The sequence below is a fragment of the Micromonospora violae genome (assembly GCF_004217135.1).
In the GTDB taxonomy this organism is placed as follows: Bacteria; Actinomycetota; Actinomycetes; order Mycobacteriales; family Micromonosporaceae; genus Micromonospora; species Micromonospora violae.
Genome location: NZ_SHKK01000001.1, coordinates 3,143,693 through 3,163,725, shown reverse-complemented (window position 1 = coordinate 3,163,725; position 20,033 = coordinate 3,143,693). Strand labels below are relative to the sequence as shown.

At 68.6% G+C, this 20,033-nt stretch carries 21 protein-coding genes and 1 pseudogene; 10 read left to right on the top strand and 12 right to left on the bottom strand.

All coding sequences use genetic code 11. From position 1 onward, the window contains the following. Positions 1 to 5: 5 nt before the first annotated feature. The 4 genes and pseudogenes from EV382_RS14040 to EV382_RS14025 all read right to left on the bottom strand — a co-directional run. Positions 6 to 269 (bottom strand): annotated as a pseudogene (locus EV382_RS14040) (IS630 family transposase); the annotation flags it as partial. A 104-nt stretch (positions 270 to 373) separates the two neighbouring features. Further along, on the bottom strand, positions 374 to 769 hold the full coding sequence (locus EV382_RS14035) for a hypothetical protein (protein ID WP_130402165.1): 396 nt from the start codon (positions 767 to 769) through the stop codon (positions 374 to 376). 31 nt (positions 770 to 800) lie between these two features. Then, a complete protein-coding gene (locus tag EV382_RS14030; RefSeq protein WP_130402163.1) occupies positions 801 to 2,810 on the bottom strand; it encodes a hypothetical protein in 2,010 nt (669 codons plus the stop codon). Between the two features lie 226 nt (positions 2,811 to 3,036). Beyond that, the gene (locus EV382_RS14025; RefSeq protein ID WP_130402161.1) at positions 3,037 to 4,170 is read right to left on the bottom strand and encodes a DUF1996 domain-containing protein; all 1,134 of its coding nucleotides are present in this window, start codon (positions 4,168 to 4,170) and stop codon (positions 3,037 to 3,039) included. A 424-nt stretch (positions 4,171 to 4,594) separates the two neighbouring features. On the opposite strand from EV382_RS14025, the gene EV382_RS14020 reads away from it, so the two are divergent. Further along, the gene (locus EV382_RS14020) at positions 4,595 to 5,203 is read left to right on the top strand and encodes a hypothetical protein (protein ID WP_130402159.1); all 609 of its coding nucleotides are present in this window, start codon (positions 4,595 to 4,597) and stop codon (positions 5,201 to 5,203) included. A gap of 219 nt (positions 5,204 to 5,422) precedes the next feature. Beyond that, positions 5,423 to 5,674 carry an FCD domain-containing protein gene (locus EV382_RS14015; protein ID WP_130402157.1) on the top strand — a complete coding sequence of 84 codons (252 nt, stop codon included), beginning with the start codon at positions 5,423 to 5,425 and terminating at the stop codon, positions 5,672 to 5,674. An 11-nt stretch (positions 5,675 to 5,685) separates the two neighbouring features. On the opposite strand, the gene EV382_RS14010 is transcribed toward EV382_RS14015, so the two are convergent. The 3 genes from EV382_RS14010 to EV382_RS14000 form a co-directional block, all read right to left on the bottom strand. Continuing rightward, positions 5,686 to 6,159 carry a MerR family transcriptional regulator gene (locus EV382_RS14010; protein ID WP_130402155.1) on the bottom strand — a complete coding sequence of 158 codons (474 nt, stop codon included), beginning with the start codon at positions 6,157 to 6,159 and terminating at the stop codon, positions 5,686 to 5,688. Between the two features lie 19 nt (positions 6,160 to 6,178). After that, complete coding sequence (locus EV382_RS14005) at positions 6,179 to 7,051, bottom strand: SDR family NAD(P)-dependent oxidoreductase (RefSeq protein ID WP_130402153.1); 873 nt, start codon at positions 7,049 to 7,051, stop codon at positions 6,179 to 6,181. A gap of 226 nt (positions 7,052 to 7,277) precedes the next feature. Then, the gene (locus EV382_RS14000; protein WP_130402151.1) at positions 7,278 to 7,934 is read right to left on the bottom strand and encodes a nuclear transport factor 2 family protein; all 657 of its coding nucleotides are present in this window, start codon (positions 7,932 to 7,934) and stop codon (positions 7,278 to 7,280) included. Positions 7,935 to 8,491: 557 nt separating this feature from the next. Here EV382_RS14000 and EV382_RS13995 point away from each other — a divergent pair. The 4 genes from EV382_RS13995 (at position 8,492) to EV382_RS13980 (ending at position 11,776) form a co-directional block, all read left to right on the top strand. Next, on the top strand, positions 8,492 to 9,127 hold the full coding sequence (locus tag EV382_RS13995; protein WP_165435788.1) for a TetR/AcrR family transcriptional regulator: 636 nt from the start codon (positions 8,492 to 8,494) through the stop codon (positions 9,125 to 9,127). Positions 9,128 to 9,198: 71 nt separating this feature from the next. Then, positions 9,199 to 9,936 carry a DsbA family oxidoreductase gene (locus EV382_RS13990; protein WP_130402147.1) on the top strand — a complete coding sequence of 246 codons (738 nt, stop codon included), beginning with the start codon at positions 9,199 to 9,201 and terminating at the stop codon, positions 9,934 to 9,936. 22 nt (positions 9,937 to 9,958) lie between these two features. Beyond that, positions 9,959 to 10,942 carry an NADP-dependent oxidoreductase gene (locus tag EV382_RS13985; protein ID WP_130402145.1) on the top strand — a complete coding sequence of 328 codons (984 nt, stop codon included), beginning with the start codon at positions 9,959 to 9,961 and terminating at the stop codon, positions 10,940 to 10,942. 69 nt (positions 10,943 to 11,011) lie between these two features. Then, positions 11,012 to 11,776: an SDR family NAD(P)-dependent oxidoreductase gene (locus tag EV382_RS13980; RefSeq protein ID WP_130402143.1), complete on the top strand. Its 765-nt coding sequence runs from the start codon at positions 11,012 to 11,014 to the stop codon at positions 11,774 to 11,776. A gap of 235 nt (positions 11,777 to 12,011) precedes the next feature. Here EV382_RS13980 and EV382_RS13975 read toward each other — a convergent pair whose 3' ends face one another. Next, complete coding sequence (locus EV382_RS13975; protein ID WP_130402141.1) at positions 12,012 to 13,295, bottom strand: hypothetical protein; 1,284 nt, start codon at positions 13,293 to 13,295, stop codon at positions 12,012 to 12,014. Between the two features lie 476 nt (positions 13,296 to 13,771). On the opposite strand from EV382_RS13975, the gene EV382_RS13970 reads away from it, so the two are divergent. Beyond that, positions 13,772 to 14,992, top strand: a complete 1,221-nt coding sequence (locus tag EV382_RS13970; protein ID WP_130402139.1) for a COG1361 family protein — start codon at positions 13,772 to 13,774, stop codon at positions 14,990 to 14,992. Between the two features lie 375 nt (positions 14,993 to 15,367). Next, positions 15,368 to 15,517, top strand: coding sequence for a hypothetical protein (locus EV382_RS33115; protein WP_208758409.1), 150 nt, complete (start codon positions 15,368 to 15,370; stop codon positions 15,515 to 15,517). A 75-nt stretch (positions 15,518 to 15,592) separates the two neighbouring features. On the opposite strand, the gene EV382_RS13960 is transcribed toward EV382_RS33115, so the two are convergent. The 4 genes from EV382_RS13960 to EV382_RS13945 are packed head-to-tail and all read right to left on the bottom strand — an operon-like array spanning position 15,593 to position 18,155. Then, positions 15,593 to 15,796, bottom strand: a complete 204-nt coding sequence (locus tag EV382_RS13960) for a hypothetical protein (protein ID WP_130402137.1) — start codon at positions 15,794 to 15,796, stop codon at positions 15,593 to 15,595. A gap of 52 nt (positions 15,797 to 15,848) precedes the next feature. Then, entirely contained in the window at positions 15,849 to 16,529 is a 681-nt protein-coding gene (locus tag EV382_RS13955) for a GOLPH3/VPS74 family protein (RefSeq protein ID WP_130402135.1), read from the bottom strand. Next, positions 16,526 to 17,245, bottom strand: coding sequence for an ABC transporter permease (locus EV382_RS13950; protein WP_130402133.1), 720 nt, complete (start codon positions 17,243 to 17,245; stop codon positions 16,526 to 16,528). The genes EV382_RS13955 and EV382_RS13950 overlap by 4 nt, the downstream gene beginning before the upstream one ends. 28 nt (positions 17,246 to 17,273) lie before the next feature. Then, entirely contained in the window at positions 17,274 to 18,155 is an 882-nt protein-coding gene (locus tag EV382_RS13945) for an ABC transporter ATP-binding protein (RefSeq protein WP_130402131.1), read from the bottom strand. A 107-nt stretch (positions 18,156 to 18,262) separates the two neighbouring features. Between EV382_RS13945 and EV382_RS13940 the strand changes: the two genes are divergently transcribed. Continuing rightward, positions 18,263 to 19,405 carry a sensor histidine kinase gene (locus tag EV382_RS13940; protein ID WP_130402129.1) on the top strand — a complete coding sequence of 381 codons (1,143 nt, stop codon included), beginning with the start codon at positions 18,263 to 18,265 and terminating at the stop codon, positions 19,403 to 19,405. Continuing rightward, on the top strand, positions 19,402 to 20,004 hold the full coding sequence (locus EV382_RS13935) for a response regulator transcription factor (RefSeq protein ID WP_130402127.1): 603 nt from the start codon (positions 19,402 to 19,404) through the stop codon (positions 20,002 to 20,004). Before EV382_RS13940 ends, EV382_RS13935 begins: the two co-directional genes overlap by 4 nt. The last annotated feature ends 29 nt before the right edge of the window (positions 20,005 to 20,033 follow it).

Below are 20,033 nucleotides of genomic sequence, written 5' to 3'. Positions count from 1 at the left end.
GTTGGTTAGGCGGCCTTGGCTGCGGGGTGGCCCCGGCGGTGTCGTCGTTCGCTGCGCACGCGTGCGCGTTCGCGGCGATGAGCGGCCAGGACGTCGGGGTGGCGGGCGTTGGCCTTGCGCCAGCGCAGGTATCGGTGCAGGTGACGGCCAAGTGTGACGAGGTTTCGGTGGTCGGATCCGGCGATCACGAACGTGCGTAGCGGCCCGAAGTGGGCCTCGATCGGGTCGGCCCAGGACGCGTAGGTCGGCGTGAAGCAGAGCTGGACCTTGAGGCCCTTCAGGCTGGAGACCTCTTCGGCGAGCCCGAAGAGGTCTCCAGCCTCCCGACTGGCTGAGCCCCGGCCTGGCCGCACAGGCCCTGCGTGGCGACTGGCTACAGGTTGTTGATTCGGGCCAACAGGTCCGCCTCGGTCAGGTTTTCCAGGGCCGCGTCCTGCTTGCGGCCCAGGACCGCCAGCAGCTTCTCCTTCTCCAGCTTCTTGGCCGCCGCGGCCTTCGCCGCCTGGTCCTCGGTGAGGCGGACGGCTATGACGTGCTTGACGACCTCCAGCTTGGTCTCCAAGGTTGCCTTGGCCGGATTTGCCTCGGTGGACACGAACGACTCAGTGTCGACGGCCTTGAGTTCGGCGTTGACCGCCTTGGCCACATCATCGAGGCTGAAGCCGGACCTGGCGGTCAGCGGAAGCTCCCACAGCTGTTCCGTGGTCAGCAGTCCCTTGGCCGACGGATAGCGGAACTTCTCCCGTGTGGCCCTCTCGAAAATGGTCACAGTCGCCTCTCTGGGATAGCTGGACAGGGAATCAGAACTGAATGCTGATGAGGCGGCGCCGGCCGCCTGTCATGGTCACCTTGGCGACCACTGAGCTGCGGACCGTGGAGCTGAAGCCGAGGCCGGAGAGCTGATCCGGAGACGGCTCGCACTTGGTACGGTCGCCGAGAACCTCGAACACCTTGCGGTGCGGTTGCAGGTCGCTGCGGAGGAACTCGTTGTAGATTCCCCGCGTCGGCTGGTCGTTCACGCACCCCTTCAGCATGAAGAGGTAGTGCCGGTTGCCGACCTCGTTGTCGTCGAAGTAGTTCGGCGAGTACATGATGGTGGACACCGCTACGAACTGTTCGGTGGTGATGCCCCACAACTCCTTGCCCGCACTGCCCGGCTGCACGTCCTTACCCGGCCGGAAAGCGGTGATCATCCCGCCGGCAACCGTCATCCGGCCCACCTCGACGGTCTCCTTGTGGCCGACCGCGCGCTCGTGGCTGTAATGCTCGATCTTCCCGTTGCTCTCGGTCTCGATCACGAAGCCGACCTGGGTGCTGTCCCGCTTGCGGTACTGGTTCACCTCGATCCGGTACTCACCGTCGGGGACACGGTCGGTCCAGGTGACGTTCTCCACGGGCTCGCGGGAGAGCGTCCCGCCGGCGTTCATGTCGACGTCCAGCTTGTTGCGCTTCTCCTGGTACCAGATGTGGTCGCCGTTGGGTTCGTACACATGCAGGTCCAGGTCGTCGTGGTTGAACCAGGACAGGCTCACCCGCAGCTTGCCGGTGACGTTGCCGCCGGCCCGCTTGACCTTCTCCCTGATCGAGTCGGTGACGTTGCCGCCGTACGACCAGCCGAAGTCGTTGTCCCACTTGAACAAGCGCGGAGCAGCCGGGTGCCGGCCGGTGGTGAGGCTGACGAGGTGCGGCTCGTGGGTGTTGGCGACCCACAGGTCGATGCTGGCGGCACCGGGCAGGATGTCCTTCATGAAGGAGACCACGGGAACCTCCTCCGGCTTGGCGTCGCGAAGGAGCGCACCTGACGACCGGGTCGTGGCCGCCTGCATGAGCAGCCCTTCGATGCCGTCCTTCATCCGTGCCTGGGCGTCGTTGTCGACCCACAGCACGTTGGTGACCGACACGTCGGACAGCCGGGCGAACCTTCGCTGCAACGACTCCTCGATGCCCAGGTCGGCAATGGTCCGCATGGCGGCCTTGACCATGCCCGGGGTGATCAACGCCGTGGGGCGCTGGTAATTCTGCGGCGCCACCTTCGCCTCGAACGACCGGACCGCCTGTTCCAGGTCGACGCCCACGGAGAGATCCTGGACGAGGGTGCCGATCACCGTGTTGCGCAACCGGGCCGCAGGGCTCATGGCGTTGGCGAAGACGAAGGCACGTCGGTCGGTCGCCTGGGTCCACCGGTTCTGCAGCGAGCGGAACTCGGTCACCGCCTGGCGATGCTCAGCGCCACGGTAGAGGGCATTGTCGTCGACGAGGCCGACGACGGTGTCCAGAGCGTGCCGGGTCAGCTCGGCCAGGCCACGCTGGAAGACCTGTACCGCAGCGTCAAATCTGCCCTGTGCCGCGCCGACGTCCTCGGTGCGATGCCGCTCCTCCACCCGACCGTGCAGGTGCTGCCACACCTCGACCTGCCCGTCGCGCAGCGTTCGGGTGGTCTTCGTCCCGTACTGCGCCTGAGTGGACCGAAAGATGGTGGACAACGGCAGCGAGAGAACGAACTCGTCCAGAGCGGCAGCGACGACGGAGAAGACCGGGTCGGATGGCGACACCCCGGACCAGACGGTGCGGACCCGACCATTGTGGATCTCGACGACGTTGCCGAAGTGCTTGATGAAGCCGCGGCAGGTCGAGCAGTCGTACTGGGATCGCTCACGGAACCGCAGATTGGTTCCGGCAGGGAAGGAATCGAGGAAGGTGAGCCAGAGCGAGTCCCGGTCGAGACCGTCGCCGACGGCGTACAACTCACCACTGGACATCGTCGACAGCCGCGAAGTCACATCCTTCACGAACTGATGAAAATCGCCCATCATTCATCCCCCCTGATCGCCGGAGATCCTACGCATCGAACGCCAATCGGAGAACCGCGTTTCCGGCTGGCCACACAGTCATGGACGTGCGCCGGTGGCCTGCGGTCGGTCGACCGGAGCGGCCGACCGGGCCTGCTCACACCGCAGCGCTGACGGGGCGGGACACCCGAACCAGCGCGGCGAACGGGGCGGGCTCGGCACACGGCCGGGCGCGCCCCCGTTCCGGCTACCCGTCGTAGCCGTCGTTGTCGCAGGTCTTGCGCTGCAGAATGCAGTTCTTGGTCTGCTTGTTCATCGTGCGGACGTCCCACATCACGAAGGCGTCACCGTGCATCGACGACGCGCTCTTCCCCTGCTTGTCCGAGGAGAGGTAATAGCCCGCCGGGGTGCCCTTCACCCCGTACTGGATGTCGAAGGTGATCGCCGGGATCCGCACCGGGTGGCTGGACGGGCAGCCCTCGTTGCTGCCGTACGCCACGTGGGTTTTGTGATTGGGGCTGTCCAGGTGCTTGCCGTCCCAGCAGTCCGGAAACTGCATCATGAAGTGCAGCGTGGCGTTTCCACCGCAGATCGGCCAGTTGCCGTTGGTGCTGCGGGCGATGCCGTCGAGGTCACCGGGCCCGTAGTGGGCGCAGTAGAACTGGCCGCTCGCGCCCCGCGGCGTCGGCGCCTTCTTCTTGGCGTCACCACTGATCATCCGCATGCCGTTGGGCATCGGCATCTGGCCGCTCGAGTTGTTCCGCAGGGAGCGGTAGTAGACCCGGAATCCGGTGGTCTCCACCGGCTTGCCGGTGGCGTTGTCGTAGAGCGTCGGCACCCAGTAGGCGGAGTGGTCCTGCGCTGGCTTGCAGGTGCTGGCCGTGAACATCATCAGATCCTCGGCCACGGTGTCCGCGTCCACACCCTTGTTGCCGACGAAGGAGTGCATGTGCGATGCCCCCGGCAGGCCGGGGGCGACGATCGGGTCGTCCGGCCGTCGGTGACTGTACTGGCAGTCCGCCCGGAACTCCGGAAGATTGCCCACGCCGGCCGGAACGGGGTCGGTCTTCATGGCCTTGTACGCGGCGGCCTGCGCCTTCCAGGCCGCCGGGTCGACCGGAATCCAGCCGCCCTTGGCGATCGGCTTCGCGGCACCGGTCGGGCCCGCCGAGGTCGACGGCTTCCCGGACGGGGAAGCGGCGGGTGACGGCGTCGCGGACGTGGCCGCCGGCGAGCCGACCGGCCCCGTCAGTGCCGTCGGCGGCGCGCCGTCGGCGAGCGCGCCCACGGCGTTCGTCGCCTGCTGCCCGGTGGGAGCGTCGGCCAGGTACACGGCCGTGCCCGCGACGACCGTCACGGCGAGCGCCGCGCCGGCGGCCACGCCCCACCAGCTTCGGACGGCCCGTGCCAGAAGACCCGGGCGTGACGGCGGCGGGCTCGCGGCGGGTTGACCCGACGAGGGGTACGACACGGAACTCTCCCAGGGGAAGCGCAAGGCACGACAAAGCCGGCCGGACGGCAACGGCCCAGGTATGTTAGGTGCTTTTTCCTCGCGCCTGACAGGCCTTTAATCGTTCTTTAAGAGAGCGCGCCGAACGGGTCGGCTGAATGTCGCCGAAACCCCGCTGCGCCATCTCCGCGACGTTTTCTCCGCGATCGGATTACCATTTTCGCCGCACAATTTTTCGTCGGCCGGGGCCGATCTCGAAGCCTGTCTCCCCGGCGACCTCCCGCGCTGCGCCACCACACCGAACGGAAGGCCCCGCTCCGCCAGCGCTGACCGTCAGGAGGCGTCCGGCGTCGGCGTGTCCGTGGGGCTTGCCGGTGGCGACGCCGGCCTGGTCGAGGGGGAGCCGCTGGGCGTCGGACTGCTCGGCTCCGGCGTGCCGCCCGACGGGGTCGGATCAGGTGTGGACGGGGGTGTGGTGGGGCTGCCGGACGGGCTGGGAGTGGTGGTCGGCGGCGGCGAGGGGGTGCCGGTGGCTCCGGGCGTCGGGCGCACCGTCGGTGTCGCGGTCGGTGGCCTGGTGGTCGGGCGGGTGGCTGTCGGCTTCGGTGCGCCGGTCGCGGGGTGGGCGGTCGTAGGGTCGGTGCTCGACCGGGGCAGCGACTCGGTCTGGGCCACCGGAACGGCCGGTGGGGCGATGTCGACGGGAGACCGGCCGGAGACGACGTCCGCGCTGGATGTCGCCGGAAGCCCCGGCGTGGACGTGGTCGGTGCCGACCACCGTTCCTGCCTGTCGGCGGCCCGCGCCGGCAGCGCCCCGCCGGAATCGGTCCCGGCGTCGCCGAGCACCGCGAAACCGACGCCCGCCGCACCGAGCAGCAGGGCGGCGAGGGCTCCGGTCGCGACGGGCAGCGCGGCCGAACGGGGTTGGCGGGGACGCCGGTGGGCGGGCAACGAACGCTCCTGACCTGCTCGAACGACGAGGTCGGCGAGATGACGCCGACCCCCGACCCTGCCGCCCGACCTCGGCCACCGCCAATGGCCTGATGGCGGAGGTGACCGGGATCACCACCACCGGGGCACGCGGCGTCCGAAGCAGCCATCAGACCGACATGTCGGATGACTCCCCCGACGGGGCGGGTGCCAGACTTCACCGTTCGGGCCAGGATCAGGCGGGGAAACCACCGTGATCCAGCTGCCGCTCGTCTGGCGTACCTTCTCCCGCTACAGCCCGGCCGCGCTGCGCCGTAGCCTGGCTCACCATCACGAACTGGTGGCGGCCCTGGCCGCGCCCGACCCCGACTGGGCGGAGTCGGTCATGCGCAGCCACGTACGCGCGGCATGGCATTCCATCCGGCTGCGAGACGGCGACGACCGGGCGTCCGGCCCGGAACTACCGGACCAGGTCAGCCCGACCGCAGATCAACCGCCACTCTGATCATGGGTGCGTCAGCCTTCCGGGTGCCCGTTGTAGACGCGGATCTTGTACTCGGTGGTCTCCAGCGCCAGGCTGAGCTCACGGATCTGCCGCGTGATCCGGTCGTGCTGGTCGCGCATGATGCGTCGGCGTTCCGTGACGGTGCTCGGGCCCTGCTCGACAAGCGAGATGTAGCGCTTGAGGTCGGTCATGGTCATGCCGGACAGGCGCATCCGGGTGAGGAAGACGAGGCGGCGCAGGTCGGATGCGGAGTACTCGCGGTAACCGGAGGCGTTGCGGGCGGGCCGCACGAGTCCCTCCTGCTCGTAGTACCGGAGGGTGTGCGTCGACAGGCCGACGAGCCGGGCCGCCTCGGCGACACCCCTGGGCACCGTCGAGGCCTCGATGGCGGCGTCGTCGAGCAGCTCGTGCAGCGCGTCGATCGTCGACGAGGACGACCCGTCGCTGGCAGCGAGGATGCGTTCGATCAGCGCTTCGGTGGCCATGGCCATCAGCGTACGGCGATCAGAACGCGCGAACCGCGGGTGGCATGCCTGGGAAGTCCGCCGACTCGCTCACCGACGCCCACTTCTCGACGTCGTCGAGCGCCCCACGGTAGACGCGGGTGAGGTTGCCTACCGCCTCGGCACCGAGCGGGAGCCGGAGCGGCGCGTCGGGTGTGTCGAGCATGTCGCGGATCACCCGGGCGGCGCGTGCCGGGTCGCCCTCCTGGATGCCGTCTGCCTCGACCATGTTCGCGCGCACGGCACCGGTGACCTCGTCGTAGATCGAGCTCTGCCGCGCTGTGTTGAGCACGTCGGCGGCGTTGAACGCGGTGCGGAAGCGACTGGGTTCGACGATGAGGACGCGGATGCCGAACGGTGCGACCTCGCCCGCCAGCGCCTCCGACCAGCCCTCGAGCGCGAACTTGCCGGCTGAGTAGCTACCGACGGCGGGAAACGACATCCGCCCGCCTTGGCTGCTCATCTGCACGATCGCACCAGAGCGACGCTCCCGCAGGTGGGGCAGCACGGCACGCACATAGGCGGCCGGGCCGAGCAGATGCTGCTCGAGCATGGCCCGTAGAGCAGCGTCCGTGATCTCTTCGGCGGCGCCGACCTGTCCGGCGCCGGCATTGTTGACGAGCACGTCGACGCGCCCGAACACCTCCAGCGCCCGCTGCACGACCCCGGCCGCTCCGGCCGTGTCGCGCACATCGTGCTCGATGGCGAGGAGCCCATCCCCGTACCGCGCCTTGAGCCCGTCGAAGCGGTCGGCCCGCCGCGCGGTCCCGATCACCTGCTCGCCAGCCTCGAGTGCCGCCTCGGCGAGCCCCAGACCGAGGCCTGAACTCGCACCCGTGATAATCCATGTCTTCGTCTTGTTCGCCGCAGTCATGGCGCCGACGCTAGAGCTTCGAGCGCGCTTGAAAGCAAGCCGCGCTCAGTGCTTCGGAGGCGACGAGCGGTCCCGCCCGCTTGATCCTCTGCGATGACCTCTTTGGCAGATCCGAAGAGGTCACCACCGCAGCTAGGTTTGCGTGAGCTTCAGAGTTGCGCCGAGCGTCAACGGCGGCGGGGCGAAGGGTCGTGTCGCCTCACGCAACCCGACACGGCCACGTGTCTCACCTGCCGTTCGTGTTTGCTGGCTGGGTGCTGGGGCCCGAAGGGGTCGTGGTCGCCGGAGGAGTCCAGGCGGGCAGCGGATCCATCCAGAAGCGGGTCAGCAGTACCGAGTCGATAAGCCACTTACCGTTGACCTTCTTGTAGGTCTCGCGGTACTGCCCGTAGCCGTTGTGCCCCTCGGGAGCGTTTGGGCCGGCCGGGAAGGTAAGGATGTCTTCCATCGACCAGATTCCGGACGCCGTGTCCGGTCCCGTGATCGTGATCTCTGGCATAGCTCCCGAGTGAGCTGACGGGGCTGCGCCGGTGAGGTCGCGGATCGTGGTGGCGAACTCCTTCGGTGATTTCCAGGTGATCCCGTCGGTCACGAGCTTGGCATCGGGCGTGAACAGCGCGGCCAGGTCATCGTGCTTCTTCTCGTCCACAAAGCGGAAGTAGCGGGCCTTGAGCTGGTGGATTTCCTCGATGTCCTCCAAGCGCTGCACCCGATCAGCCAGTGACGTGGAGGAGGCACTCGTCGAGTGGTCGTGCGCGCTCGCCGCCTGGGAGGTGAGGGCTGCTGCGCCCACCCCACCGCCGACCAGCAACGCAGCCGCCGCGGCCGCCGCGCTGACCCGCAAAAGCAGCGTCGCTTCCCGACGGGCTTCTTGCTTGCTCATGACGTGGTTCCTTTCGTCTCGGTGACGGTCTCGGACGGCTCGGATCTTGTGCTCCGTAAGGCGAAGGCCCAAGACCGGACAGTCCGCGCGTTGCGCCACAACCTGTATACGGACGAGATGCGTCCGCTTCTGCCTGACAGTGAGCCTAGCTCAACGGGACGACGGTCGTCCGCTTCTGCTGGCGGTCGACCAGGTGACCCTGGCCACCCCTGGTTGAGGCACCGGAGCGGGTCGCCGGTCGTTGATGCGGCGACCTTCGGCCGAGGGGCAGCAGGCAGTGGGGGGCGAGGTCGGGCCGCCGCAGCCGAAGCGCCGCTCTTGGCGAGAGGGTGGCCAGGGTCACGTTGCCGCAGGCCTAAGAAGCGGACGACGTCCGTCCTGTTGCGTTAGAGTCAGATGCGGACGATGTTCGTCCGCCTACTGGTGCTCGATTTGAGTGATGGATGCGCAGGGAGGCTCTGTGAGTCAATTCAATGAAACTCTCCGTCTGCGGGACGCGTCGGAGGCGATCGGAAGCAGTGACGAGCGCCGGATTCCACATGTCTGGCCTCGGCCCCATGTCTGACGTCCGGGCGGACGCTCGCCGAAACCGACGCCAACTGATCGTCGCGACACGGGAGGCGATCGCCGCCCGTGGACTCGACGTGTCGGCTCTAGACATCGCCACGGCCGCGGGCCTGGGAGTGGGCACACTGTACCGCCGCTTCGGCACCAAAGAAGCACTGCTCGACGCCGTGGTCCTCGGCCTCTATGACGAGCTGTGCGAGACCGCACAGATCTGCATCGACCGCCCGGACCCATGGAACGGGCTGGCCGAGTTCGTCATGGAGTTGGCGGGGGCACACCGGGACAGTCGCGGCCTGGCCGAGGTCACCGCAGCGTGCGAACGGCCGCCGTCACCCGAACTGGCGCAGCGGACCGCCGCACTGCAGGACGCCGTCATCCGTCTGACCGAGCGGGCGCACGCCGCCGGCGAGCTACGTGCCGACGTGACCTGGCAGGACATCATGATCTGCTCACGCGCACCGCTGGACACCGACCACTGCCTCGGTGTCGACGCGGGACCCGACGGATGGCGTCGAGTCGTCACCATCCTGCTCGACGGCCTGCGCGCACCCGGGCGAACACCCCTTCACGGGCCCGGGCCACAGGTCAGCCCAGCAGGATCATCGGAAACGTCGCCCACGAGGTAGCTCCGCACTCCTCGGAGCCGGAGCGGCAACCTCCCAATCGAGACAAGCCCCTCACCGGACGGAAGAAGATCATGCATGTCGAAATCTGGTCCGACCTATCCTGCCCATGGTGCTACATCGGCAAAGCCCGGTTCGATCAGGCGCTTGCCGCCTTTCCGCACCGCGTCGAGCTGACGCACCGCTCCTTCGAACTCGATCCCCAGCTTGCCCAGACCGGCCCGACGACTGGCGCGGAACACGCGAACAAGTACGGCTTGACTCCGGCCGAGGCCCGGGCGGCAGAGGAGAACCTCGCGGGCATCGCCAGGGAGGAAGGCCTCGACTACCTCGTCGACTTCCGGGACCACGGCAACACCTTCGACCTGCACCGGCTGCTGCACCTGGCCGCGGCCCGGGGTCTGCACGATGAGCTGCTGACGCTGTTCTATCAGGGCAACTTCGCCGCGGAACGGAGCATCTACGACTCCGAGCACCAGGTGGAGATCGCCATCCGCGCCGGACTCGACGAGGCCGAGATCCGCGCCGTGCTAGCCGACAGGCGGGCGTACGCCGACGAGGTGCGCAGGGACGAGGACGAGGCCGCGCAGCTGGGCATCACCAGCGTGCCGTTCTTCGTGATCGACCGGAAGTACGGCGTCTCCGGCGCCCAGTCGGTCGAGGCCTTCTCCGAGGTCCTGAAGCGGGCCTGGGCTGAACGCCAACCGGAGCTGACAGTCCTCGGTACGGGCGACGAAGCCGGGTGCGACGCGCGCGGGTGCGAACTGCCGAACGTGGGGAGCACCGGCGGAACCAGAACACCAGCTATCTGATGAACCACGAGAGGAAGATGTGATGCGAGCAGTTGGTCTACATGAATTCGGCGGGCCGGAGGTGCTGCGCGTCATCGAGCTGCCGGAACCGCATGCGGGCCCCGGCGAGGTTCGGGTACGCGTACACGCGGCGGCGGTGAATCCGTCCGACACCCTGCTGCGCTCGGGCGTGCACGCGTCGGCCCTGGCCGGGGTGCCAGGGCCCTACGTGCCCGGAATGGACGTCGCGGGCGTCATCGACGAGATCGGGCCGCGTACGGTCACCGATCTGTCCGTCGGTGACCAGGTGATGGCGATGCTCCTCCCGGTGACCCCGACTCCCGAAGGCACCCTGGAGAACAGCGGTGGCGGTTACGTGGAGTACGTGGTGCGTCCGGCTAGCTGGGTCGTGCGCGCGCCCGCCGGCGTCAGTCATGAGGCGGCGGCGACGCTGCCGATGAACGGACTCACCGCACTGCTCGCACTCGACCAACTGGCGCTCGCGCCAGGGTCGACCCTGGCCGTGGTCGGAGCCGCCGGGGCGCTCGGCAGCTACCTGGTCCAGATGGCCAGCAACGCCGGGCTGACCGTGGTCGCCGACGCCGCCCCGGCCGACGAGGCCCTGGTCCGGGAGTCCGGTGCAGCCATCGTGGTGGCCAGGGGATCCGAGGTCGTCAAGGGTATCCAGGCGCACTTCCCGGACGGTGTGGACGCCGTCGCCGATGTGGCGCTGCTCGGACCGGCGCTGTTCGATGTCGTACGTGACGGTGGCACCCTGCTCCGGATCCGCCATGCGGACGAGCCCGGCGGCTACCAGGCCGAGAGCACCCGGGACATCAGGGTGTTGACGCCGTTCGTGCCCGACTACGCCGGCCGGACGGACAAGCTGGACGAGATCCGTCGGCTCGCCGAGGCGGGTGTCCTCATTCCGCGGGTGGCGAAGACCCTGACCGCCGCCGAGGCACCCGACGCGCACCGCCGATTCGCCGCCGGCGGTGTCCGCGGCCGACTCGTGCTCACCTTCTGAACCACGCACCGACCACCCGACCTGAACTAACCACTCAAACACTCCATTGACAAGGAACAAGGATCAACTGTGTCCACCCGATTCGCAGACAAGGTCATTCTGATCACCGGTGCCACATCTGGCATGGGCAGGGCCACCGCCCAGCGGGTCGCCGCCGAGGGAGCGAAGGTCGTCCTGGCGGCCCGCAGCAAGGACGCCGGCGAGGCGTTCGCCGCCGAACTGCGTTCCGCCGGGCGTGACGCCCTCTTCGTGCCGACCGACGTGACGGTCGAGGTCGAGATGGCGCGGCTGGTCCAGCAGGCGGTCGACCACTACGGCCGGCTCGACGGCGCCTTCAACAACGTCGGCGCGGCCACCGCGTACGGGCCAGTAACCGAAATCAATGGTGACGCCTGGGGTGCCGAACTGGCACTCAACCTCAACAGCGTCTTCCACGGTCTGAAGCACCAGATTCCCGCACTGCAGGCCTCCGGCGGCGGTTCGATCGTGAACAACGCCTCCAACGCCGGTGTCACCGGCATGGCGGGCATGGCCGCCTACAGTGCGGCCAAGCACGGCGTTGTCGGGCTCACCCGGTCGGCGGCACTCGACGTGGCCGCGACGGGTGTGCGGATCAACGCCCTCGTCACCGGTGGTGTCGACACCCCTCTGCTGCGCGGCAACATGGGCCCGAACCCGGAAGAGGCCCTCCGAGCTGCTGGTGCCATGCACCCCGTGGGCCGGATCGGAAGGCCCGAGGAGATCGCCGCGTTCGCGGCCTTCCTCCTCAGCGACGAAGCCCCGTTCGTCACCGGAGCCGCGCTCGCGATCGACGGCGGCCTGACCGCCGCCTGACGGGTCGCCGGCCGGGTCTTCGGCGCACACAGAGCTGGGACCAAGGGTGCCATCGCCTCTCACGCATCGCAGGGTCCTCCGATCCCACGGTCCACTGCTGGCGCCCGCTCGGGTCGGACGTACTGTCGGCAGCGGCGTCACGCCCGTCGGTAGCTGGCGTCGATGCGATACGTGGGTCCGCCCTGGGCTGCGTGCAGCCGTTAGTGGCGCGCAGGTTCACGTAGGTGTTCGCGGTTCAACGAACGATGAGCACGTCGCCGATGCGTAGAAACCTGCCATCGTGGTGAATGTGCTGACCGTCGTCGAACGCGGTGTTGGTTATTCGGAACTGCGAGGGTTGGGTGATCTCCTCGCTGGCGAGAGTCCAGGGCGCTGCGGGGTGTGTGCCCGGCGCAGCAGCGAGTAGGACGGCACTGCCGTGGTGTGGGACGTCGCGGTCGTCGTGGGGTTCGTCGTACCGGACGTGACGCAGCATGGCCGGGCCGGAGCGGATCGCCTCGGGCGGCACCTTGGGTGGTACGTGACGCCACCGTTGTTCCAGCTCCGCGAACGCCGTCTGGCGCGCCGCTCCACGGCGCGCGCTCGCGGCGAGAATGGCGCTGCCCGCATCGGCCATGACACGGCAGATGTCGAGGATCGGGACGCCGGCGGCCAGGTTCGGATAGTGATGGACAAGCCGAGCGTGGCTCATCAACATGACGAGCGATCGAGCGGCGGCCCGCTGCGATGCGGTCAGGGTCGGCGTCGGTATCGGCTTCCGCCGTTGCGGCCTTTCGTGTGGCGTGGTGAGGTCGGCCGCCTGGCCGGCCGTCGATTCGTGCCATAGTGAATCGTAAGGCCAGACTGAAGCCTCGTTGGCCTGCAGGCGACCGCTGCGCCCGATCACCACGGTCGAACCGGCGCTAGTGCGGATTACGGCCATCCCAATCCGGTCCTCGGCGTCGAACTGCAAGTCGCTGACCCCATTGAAGGTGAACCTTAACGGCGCGGCTGGCCATGGCATTTCGGACCCGTCCCGCGAGACTCGTCCGGTACTGGGTGTGAACCGTCGTGGAGTGGCCAGAATCAGGTGTATCTGCAATCCCTCATCCGAGGGTCGTGCCGTGAGCGAGCGCACGCTGCCGTTGGCGAGGTCATAGTCCTTCGCCAGCGCATCGACAACTTCCGCGGTCAGCCTGAAGGCACCCGGGAAGACGCGCCCTTGGTAGTCCCGGTGTACGGAACGTTGCGGCCGTGCGGTGGGAAGCACCCGGTCCAGGCTCGGGTCCAGGTCGACCATCAGCCTGCGTCGGTCGGCCCCGAGGTCAGTCATCCAGCGGAGGCCGCTGCTGGCTCGTCTGGATCGAAGTGGCCAGGGAGCGCATGCGGCGCCCACCAGAGGCAGAGTGTTGTTGTCCCAGATGTCGGCGATGCGGCCAATGCGAGTCGCGTCGAAGCTCCGCGCGTCCGTGGCGAGGGCGGCGATCTCCCGGATGGAGCGATCGAGCAGCCCGGCGAAGGTTTCCAGCGGCGAACTCACGTCGGCGAGTATGGCACCCGCGCGAAGAGGAGGGCCGCGTCGATCACGAGGCGACTTGCCGGCAGGGTGCAGCGCCACCGTCGCAGCTCGTCTCAGCTGAGCGAAGACCTTACCTGCCACGGTGACCGGCGGGACGCATGCCATGAGTGAGTCACACATGACGTCGGTGACAGCCGTAGAAAGAGCGACCCCACCAGTCAGCTCGCCGACGACAGCGCGTCTGGCCGTCCTGGACTTACCGCCGCCGTGCGTCGTATCGGAGGCACTTTTCGGAGGCGGAAGCCGAGGGCTGGGTATGAACGTCCGGTGGTAGCCCCCGGGGCCTGCGGCGCACGCCTCAAGCCGTTGCCGCATTCGGCTGGCAAGTGAAGGTCAGCCGCACCGGCACGGCAAAATGCGCGGCGTCGAAGTGGTCAGGGTCGATTGCCGATAGTGTTCCCAACCGCGCTGTCCGCGCTTACTGAAAGGGTGCTGGCATGAGCTGTGATCATCGTCGGCGGCTGTTGCGAACTGTTGCCGCCGCGCTGTTCCTCGTCGCCGGGTTGGCTGTCTTCGCCGCCCCCGCCGAGGCGGCGAAGAAAGGTCCAGACCTCGCGGTGGCCGCGTCCGGGACACGGATCGCGCTGGGGGTCGAAAGGAAGGTTGTCTATCTGAAGATCAGCAACCTGGGGGACGAGACCCCGAGCGACGTTGTGGTCAATGTCCGTCAGCCACCGCAGGGCCCTGATCTCATGCCGGTCTCTCTGCTGTGGCATTCCGGGGGTGGCGTGGGGGAGTGCGACGGTGATGTCGGCGGGTTCTACTGCCGACTGTCGCCGGAGTTGATTCCGGGGCCGGGCGAGACCGTCGACGTTCCCATCGACGCGCTCGTCTATGGGACGATGCCCTACGAGGGCACGTTCGAAGCATCGGTCAGCATCCGGCCGGACGAGGACGCGAACGTGGCCGACAACACCAGGTCTTTCCCGCTGACGCTGGTCGACGAGCCCGAGGCGGACCTCTCGTTGGTCGCTCGAGACGTGCAGCAGTCCGTGCGGGTCGGTGCCGACGGCATGCCGACGCCCACCGGGACGCTGCACCCGGGCGACACGGGCGCCGTGTGGCACACCGTCGCCAACCAGGGCCGGAGAACGGTCAGCGGAGTGCGGGTCACGCTGCGTCTGCCCGAGGGTGTGACCTTCACCAGGCAGCCGGAACAGTGTGTGCTCTCCGACGCCGGGAGATCGGCCGTCTGCACCTACCAGCGCCTCACACTCGTTCCGGCCGCCGAGGACACCGACCCGAACGACACGATCTACTCGGCGGTCGAGCTGTACAACCTGGTGACGACTGCGTCATCCGCCAGCGCGCCGGCGACGTTGCGGGGCGGCACTGTGCGGGTGCAGGGCCTCGCCGAGCAGGCGACGACCAACCGCTCCACGCCTGCGCGAACGGACCTGCCCGCGAACGCCGTCGCCGTCCGGGTAGCCGACGTGGACCCCGGTGACAATCAGGACGGGTTCGCCGTGGTGCTGGCCGCGAAGGGCGGCGGTAGCGGTGGCGGTGACGGCGGGTTGCCGGTCACCGGACCGCAGGCCGTGTTGCTCGGCGGGATCGGCATCACGGCGTTGGCGGCCGGAGGCGTGTTGATCCTCGCTGCCTGGCGTCGCCGGATGATCCTGGTGCCGCCAGAGGACGCCGGGTCCACCCGTAGCTGAGACACCAGGCGACCGTGCCGCCTCCGCGATGCCCACGGAGGCGGCATGGTTGCTGGTGTTCGACTTGGTCTCGGGCGCTCCGCTGCACCTGTTGGGGCGACGTCTGAAGCCTGCCGTTGCCCACCTGGCCCGGCCCCTGTAGTCGCGTTCCGCCGATGAGGTGCGGCTCCAGATTCCCACAGTTCAGAGTGGGTACGGCGTCCGTCAACCGGTGAGGTCTCGACGCTTCGCATTTACTACAACAGCACGAACGGTGGCACCAATAGCGCCTGTCTGTACCACCGTGGTGCGGCGTACGGGAAGGCCGCACGTACGTCCGTTCAGGCTTACCGCTGCACCCAGAAGTCGGGTGAGAACAAGACTTGCACGCCCGCCGTGTCGTCCACCGTTGACAACGCGAGCTACGCGTACTACGCCGGTCCGCGCGGTGTCACCGGCACCGCCAACTACTGTGTGGCGGCGTACGGCGAGATGGACTGGAACGGCACCACGTACTGGATCAACAGCGGCACCCAGGGCTGCTGACCCCTGCTGCGGTGACCGCTAGGAGCGGGGTACCGCAGCCGGTGCGGGCGGGCGATCCATGGGCGTCCGCCCGCATCAGCTCTTCGTCTTCTTGGCGGCTCCCCAGAGCGATCCCGGGTTCACGCGGCGCGGATACCTCTCGAGCATCGTGGCGTACAGTTCCTCGGCCGTCGTGGTGCGGGCGGCGAGGTCGCCGAAATCGCGCAGATGGGCCCCGGTCTCGGTGAGGATGGCCGGGGCGTCGGCCCGGTCGGGGTTCTTGCGGGCCGATCGCAGCATGAGCACGAACGGTGCCGGTTCGTACCAAAGTCCTGTGGGTACGACCACCGGGCTAACCTCGCGGGAGCACGGTGATGGCCGCGGTGGCGCTGTTGACGACGGTGGCCGTCACGGTGCGGGTCACGGCTGCCCCCGCGGCGTCGGCGCCCCAGTTGCCCTGCTCGAGTTCCTTGGCTCGGCTGATCACCGGTGAGGTCCACGGGATCTCGCGGTGAAACTGCGGGAGTGTTCCGCTCGCCGAGAGCAGCGCCGCGAGCGCGGCGACCCGGGCTTGCGGCTCCGCACCGTCCACGAGGACCCGCCGAACGTCGGCGAGCAGGCGGGACCGCCGTTCGGTTCTGCCCTCGCGCAGGGCGGTCGTCCGGAACAGGCCGAGCACCTTACGGGGCTCCTTGTCGATGTCGCTGCGCGCGATGAGCCGCTCCAGAACCGGCCCCCGCAGCGGGGGACCGATCGCGGCCAGTGCCGTCTGCGCCCCTCGGGGTTTCTCGGCGAGGTAGTCCCACGCCGGGCGCAGGAGGCCGTCCGACGGCGGGTGATCCGCCACGCTGCTGACCCGCCCCCGGTCCGACGTGGTCAGGTGGCCGCCGAGGGCGAGGTCCGCGAGGACGGCTCCGCCGAGGACGTAGAAGAGGGTGTTCTCGCCGGCGATGGTCCCGGATGCGGGTTGGAACAGAAGCAGGAGGAGATCCTCGACGAGGGTCGGTGCGTCCGACCGCGGTTCGGTGGTCATCGGCGGGGCTCCCAGCGGAAGAGGCGGGTAGCGAGGGTGACGGCGACAGCGACCCAGGCGAGCGTGGGCGCGAGCAGGAGCAGGGAGTCGATCACGGCGACGCCGCCGTTCCAGGCGTTCATCGTCAACTCGGTGGCCGCTCCGCCGGGCAGCAGCCGCTTGAGCCAGGCGAGGTTCTCGGTGCCGGAGATGCCGATCCAACTGGCCACGGCGATCACACCGAGGGTAACGGGCAGGGTGGTGACCTGGGCGTGTTCGGGGGAGTTCGTCAGCCCGGCCGTGGCCAGCGCCAACCCGATCATCATGGCCACGGTCGCGAGAATCGCCACCACCAGCAGGGCGATGTTGTCCGGCCCGCCGGCGACCACGGCCAGGGCGGTCAGGATCGCTGTCACCTGCACCACGGTGAGCAGGAGTACGGGCAGCAGCAGGCCGGCGAGGATGCCGGCGTCGCCTTCGGCGGTGGAGCGCAGCCGCTTGAGGAAGAGATTCTGCCGCCGGGAGGCCAGGGTGGTGACGGCCGTGGCGTAGAGCCCGAACGCGGCCACGGTGAACAGCACGATCGCGGCGATGTAGCCGAGGCTCCCGAGGGCGGCGTAGGTCTCGTGCTGACGCACGAAGAACGCGGACACCGCCGCCGGGATGATGAGGCTGGTGATCAGCACCAGCCGGTTGCGGAAGATCTGGATCAGTTCGCTGGACGCGATGGACAACACGGGGTGAGGCTCCTTTGGGATGCGCGGATCAGTTGCTGATGGCGCGGAACACGTCGTCGAGCCGGGTCGGCCCGGCCGCCAGGTCGCGCAGCTCCACGGCGTGGGCCTGCGCCCAGCCGAGCAGGAGGTGCAGGTCCTTCTGCAGTTCGAAGGATTCGACAGTGACGTTCCCGTCGGCGTCGACGGCCGCTTGCAGCGGTAGCGGCGGAACCGGCGCGGCAAGGGAGAAGCGGATCACGCCGGGGAGGGTGCGGGTCAGCTCGGAGACGGTGCCCTCGCGGTGGAGGACACCCTGGTGCATGAGGCCGATCCGGTCGGCGCGCTGTTGCGCCTCCTCCAGGTAGTGCGTGGTGAGCACGATGGTCGAGCCGTTCTCCCGAAGCCGGTCCACGGTTGCCCAGACGGCGTCGCGGGACTGGATGTCGAGGCCGGTGGTCGGCTCGTCCAGGAAGATCAGCTCCGGGGTGCCGTAGACCGCGGTGGCGAAGTCCAGCCGCCGCTTCTCCCCGCCGGACAGCTGCGAGACCTTGCGTCCGGCCCGGCCGGTGAGGTCGACCAGGTCGAGCACCCGGTCGACGTCGTCGGCGCGTCGGGTGAGCCGGCCGATCAGGCCGACGGACTCACGGACGGTGAGGTCCGGGGAGAAACCGCTCTCCTGGAGCATGACGCCCATTCGGGGACGTGTCGCCGGCCGGTCGTCGGGCCTGTGCCCGAAGACGCGTACCGAGCCGGAGGTCGGCTGCCGGTGGCCCTCGACGACTTCCAGGGTCGAGGTCTTGCCGGCTCCGTTGGTGCCGAGCAGTGCGTAGAGCTCTCCGGGTCGTACCTCGAAGGAGAGGTCCTTCACGGCGTGGAAGTCGCCGTAGGTGAGGTTCAGCCGTTCGACTTCGATGACGGGTGTGGTGGACATGCACCAATGACAGCGCGGACACGGCCGACCCGTCAGTGGCGCCATGTCATCACCGGATGTGACGTGGTGTCACTGTTCGTGATCCCCAACTGCCCGATACTGGTGTGGTGACCGCGAGATCGCCGCGCTTCACCGAGTCGACGCAGGGAAGGCTGCGCCGGCTCAACCTCGCCACGTCCTTACCGCCGGTCGTGTTCGCCGCGGTGATCCTGGTCTACACCGACGCGGATACCTGGTGGCACCTTGTCGTCCTGGCGCCGGGGGCCGTGGCGGGCGTGGTGGCCTTCGAACGGTGGACGGCCAACGACCTGGCTCGGGTGGCGCTGCCGTGCCTGGTCGTGGCGGGAGTGGTGTGGCCACTGGGGGTCCTGGTGACCGGCAGCCCCAACGCCTACTGGGGGTTCTGCGCGGTGGGCTCCCTCGCCATGCGCGAGGTGCGACGGCACCGGAAGCTGGCGCTGGCCGGGCTCTTCACCTACGTCGCCGTCGTCGGCGCGGCGCGGTTGCTGGTGCAGCGGGACGACATCGGCCACGTCCTGGTCACCTACGTTCTCATCCCGACCGTCCTCACCATCGTCGTGACGGTCTTCACCATCGTGGGCGAGCGGTTCTTCGACCTCATCCGGGAACTCGAACAGACCCGGGAGCGTGCGGCGGAACTGGCCGTGATCCGCGAGCGCGTCCGCTTCGCCAGCGACCTGCACGACATCCAGGGCCACACCCTGCACGTGGTGAAGCTGAAGATCGCCCTGGCGCAGCGACTGCTGCTCCGCGACACCGCTCGGGCGGAGAAGGAGCTGCGGGAGACGTACGCGCTGGTCAGCGACACCATCGCGCAGACCAAGGAGCTGGCCTACGCGCAACGGCGGCTCAACCTCACCGCGGAGATCGAGAACGCGAAGAACCTGTTCGAGGCCGCCGGCATCCGGGTCCGGGTGACCCGGGAGGCCGAGGTCGATGCACGCGCCAACGAACTGCTCGGTCAGGTGCTTCGCGAGACGACCACCAACATCCTGCGGCACGCGCAGGCCACCCAGGTGCACATCACGCTCTCCGAGTCGAGCATCACCATCGTCAACGACGGCGTCACCGCCACCACGCCGCCCGAGCTACGGGGACTGGCGGCACTCCGGCAACGGGTGGCGGGCGACGGAGGAGAGCTGACCGTGGAACAGCAGCAGGGACGCTTCCGGACGGCGGCGACGTTCCCCGCCGTGCGTGCCAGCGCGGAACGGAGTGACGGCCGATGACCACCATCGTGCTTGCTGACGACGAAGCGCTGCTGCGTACCGCTTTAGCCGCGCTGCTGCCGATGGAGGGCGATGTCACCGTTCTCGCCGAGGCGTCCGACGGTGCGACAGCGGTCGAGGCCACCCTGCGGCACGAGCCCGACGTGCTGGTCATCGACCTGGAGATGCCAGGCGTGGACGGTCTCGGCGCGGTCGCCGAGATCCGCCGCACGCGCCCGGAGCAGGTGGTCCTCATGCTGACCCGGCACGCCCGTCCCGGTGTGCTGCGCAAGGCGCTGAAGCTCGGCGTTCAGGGCTTCGTCAGCAAATCCGCCGAGCCGGCGCACATCTCGTCCGTCATCGCCACCCTGCACGCGGGCAAACGCTGGATCGACCCGGACGTGTCCGCGCTCGCCGTCACCGAGGACAACCCCCTCACCGACCGTGAGGCCGACGTCCTGCGGGTCACCGGCGAGGGCTACTCGGTCGCCGACATCGCCGCGCGCCTGCACCTCGCGCCGGGCACCGTCCGCAACTACCTCTCCAACGCGATGCGCAAGACCCAGACTCGGACCCGCCATGAAGCGGCCCGCTACGCCCGCGAACACGACTGGCTGTGACCAGTAGGTCGTCAGGTGCATTCGGCATG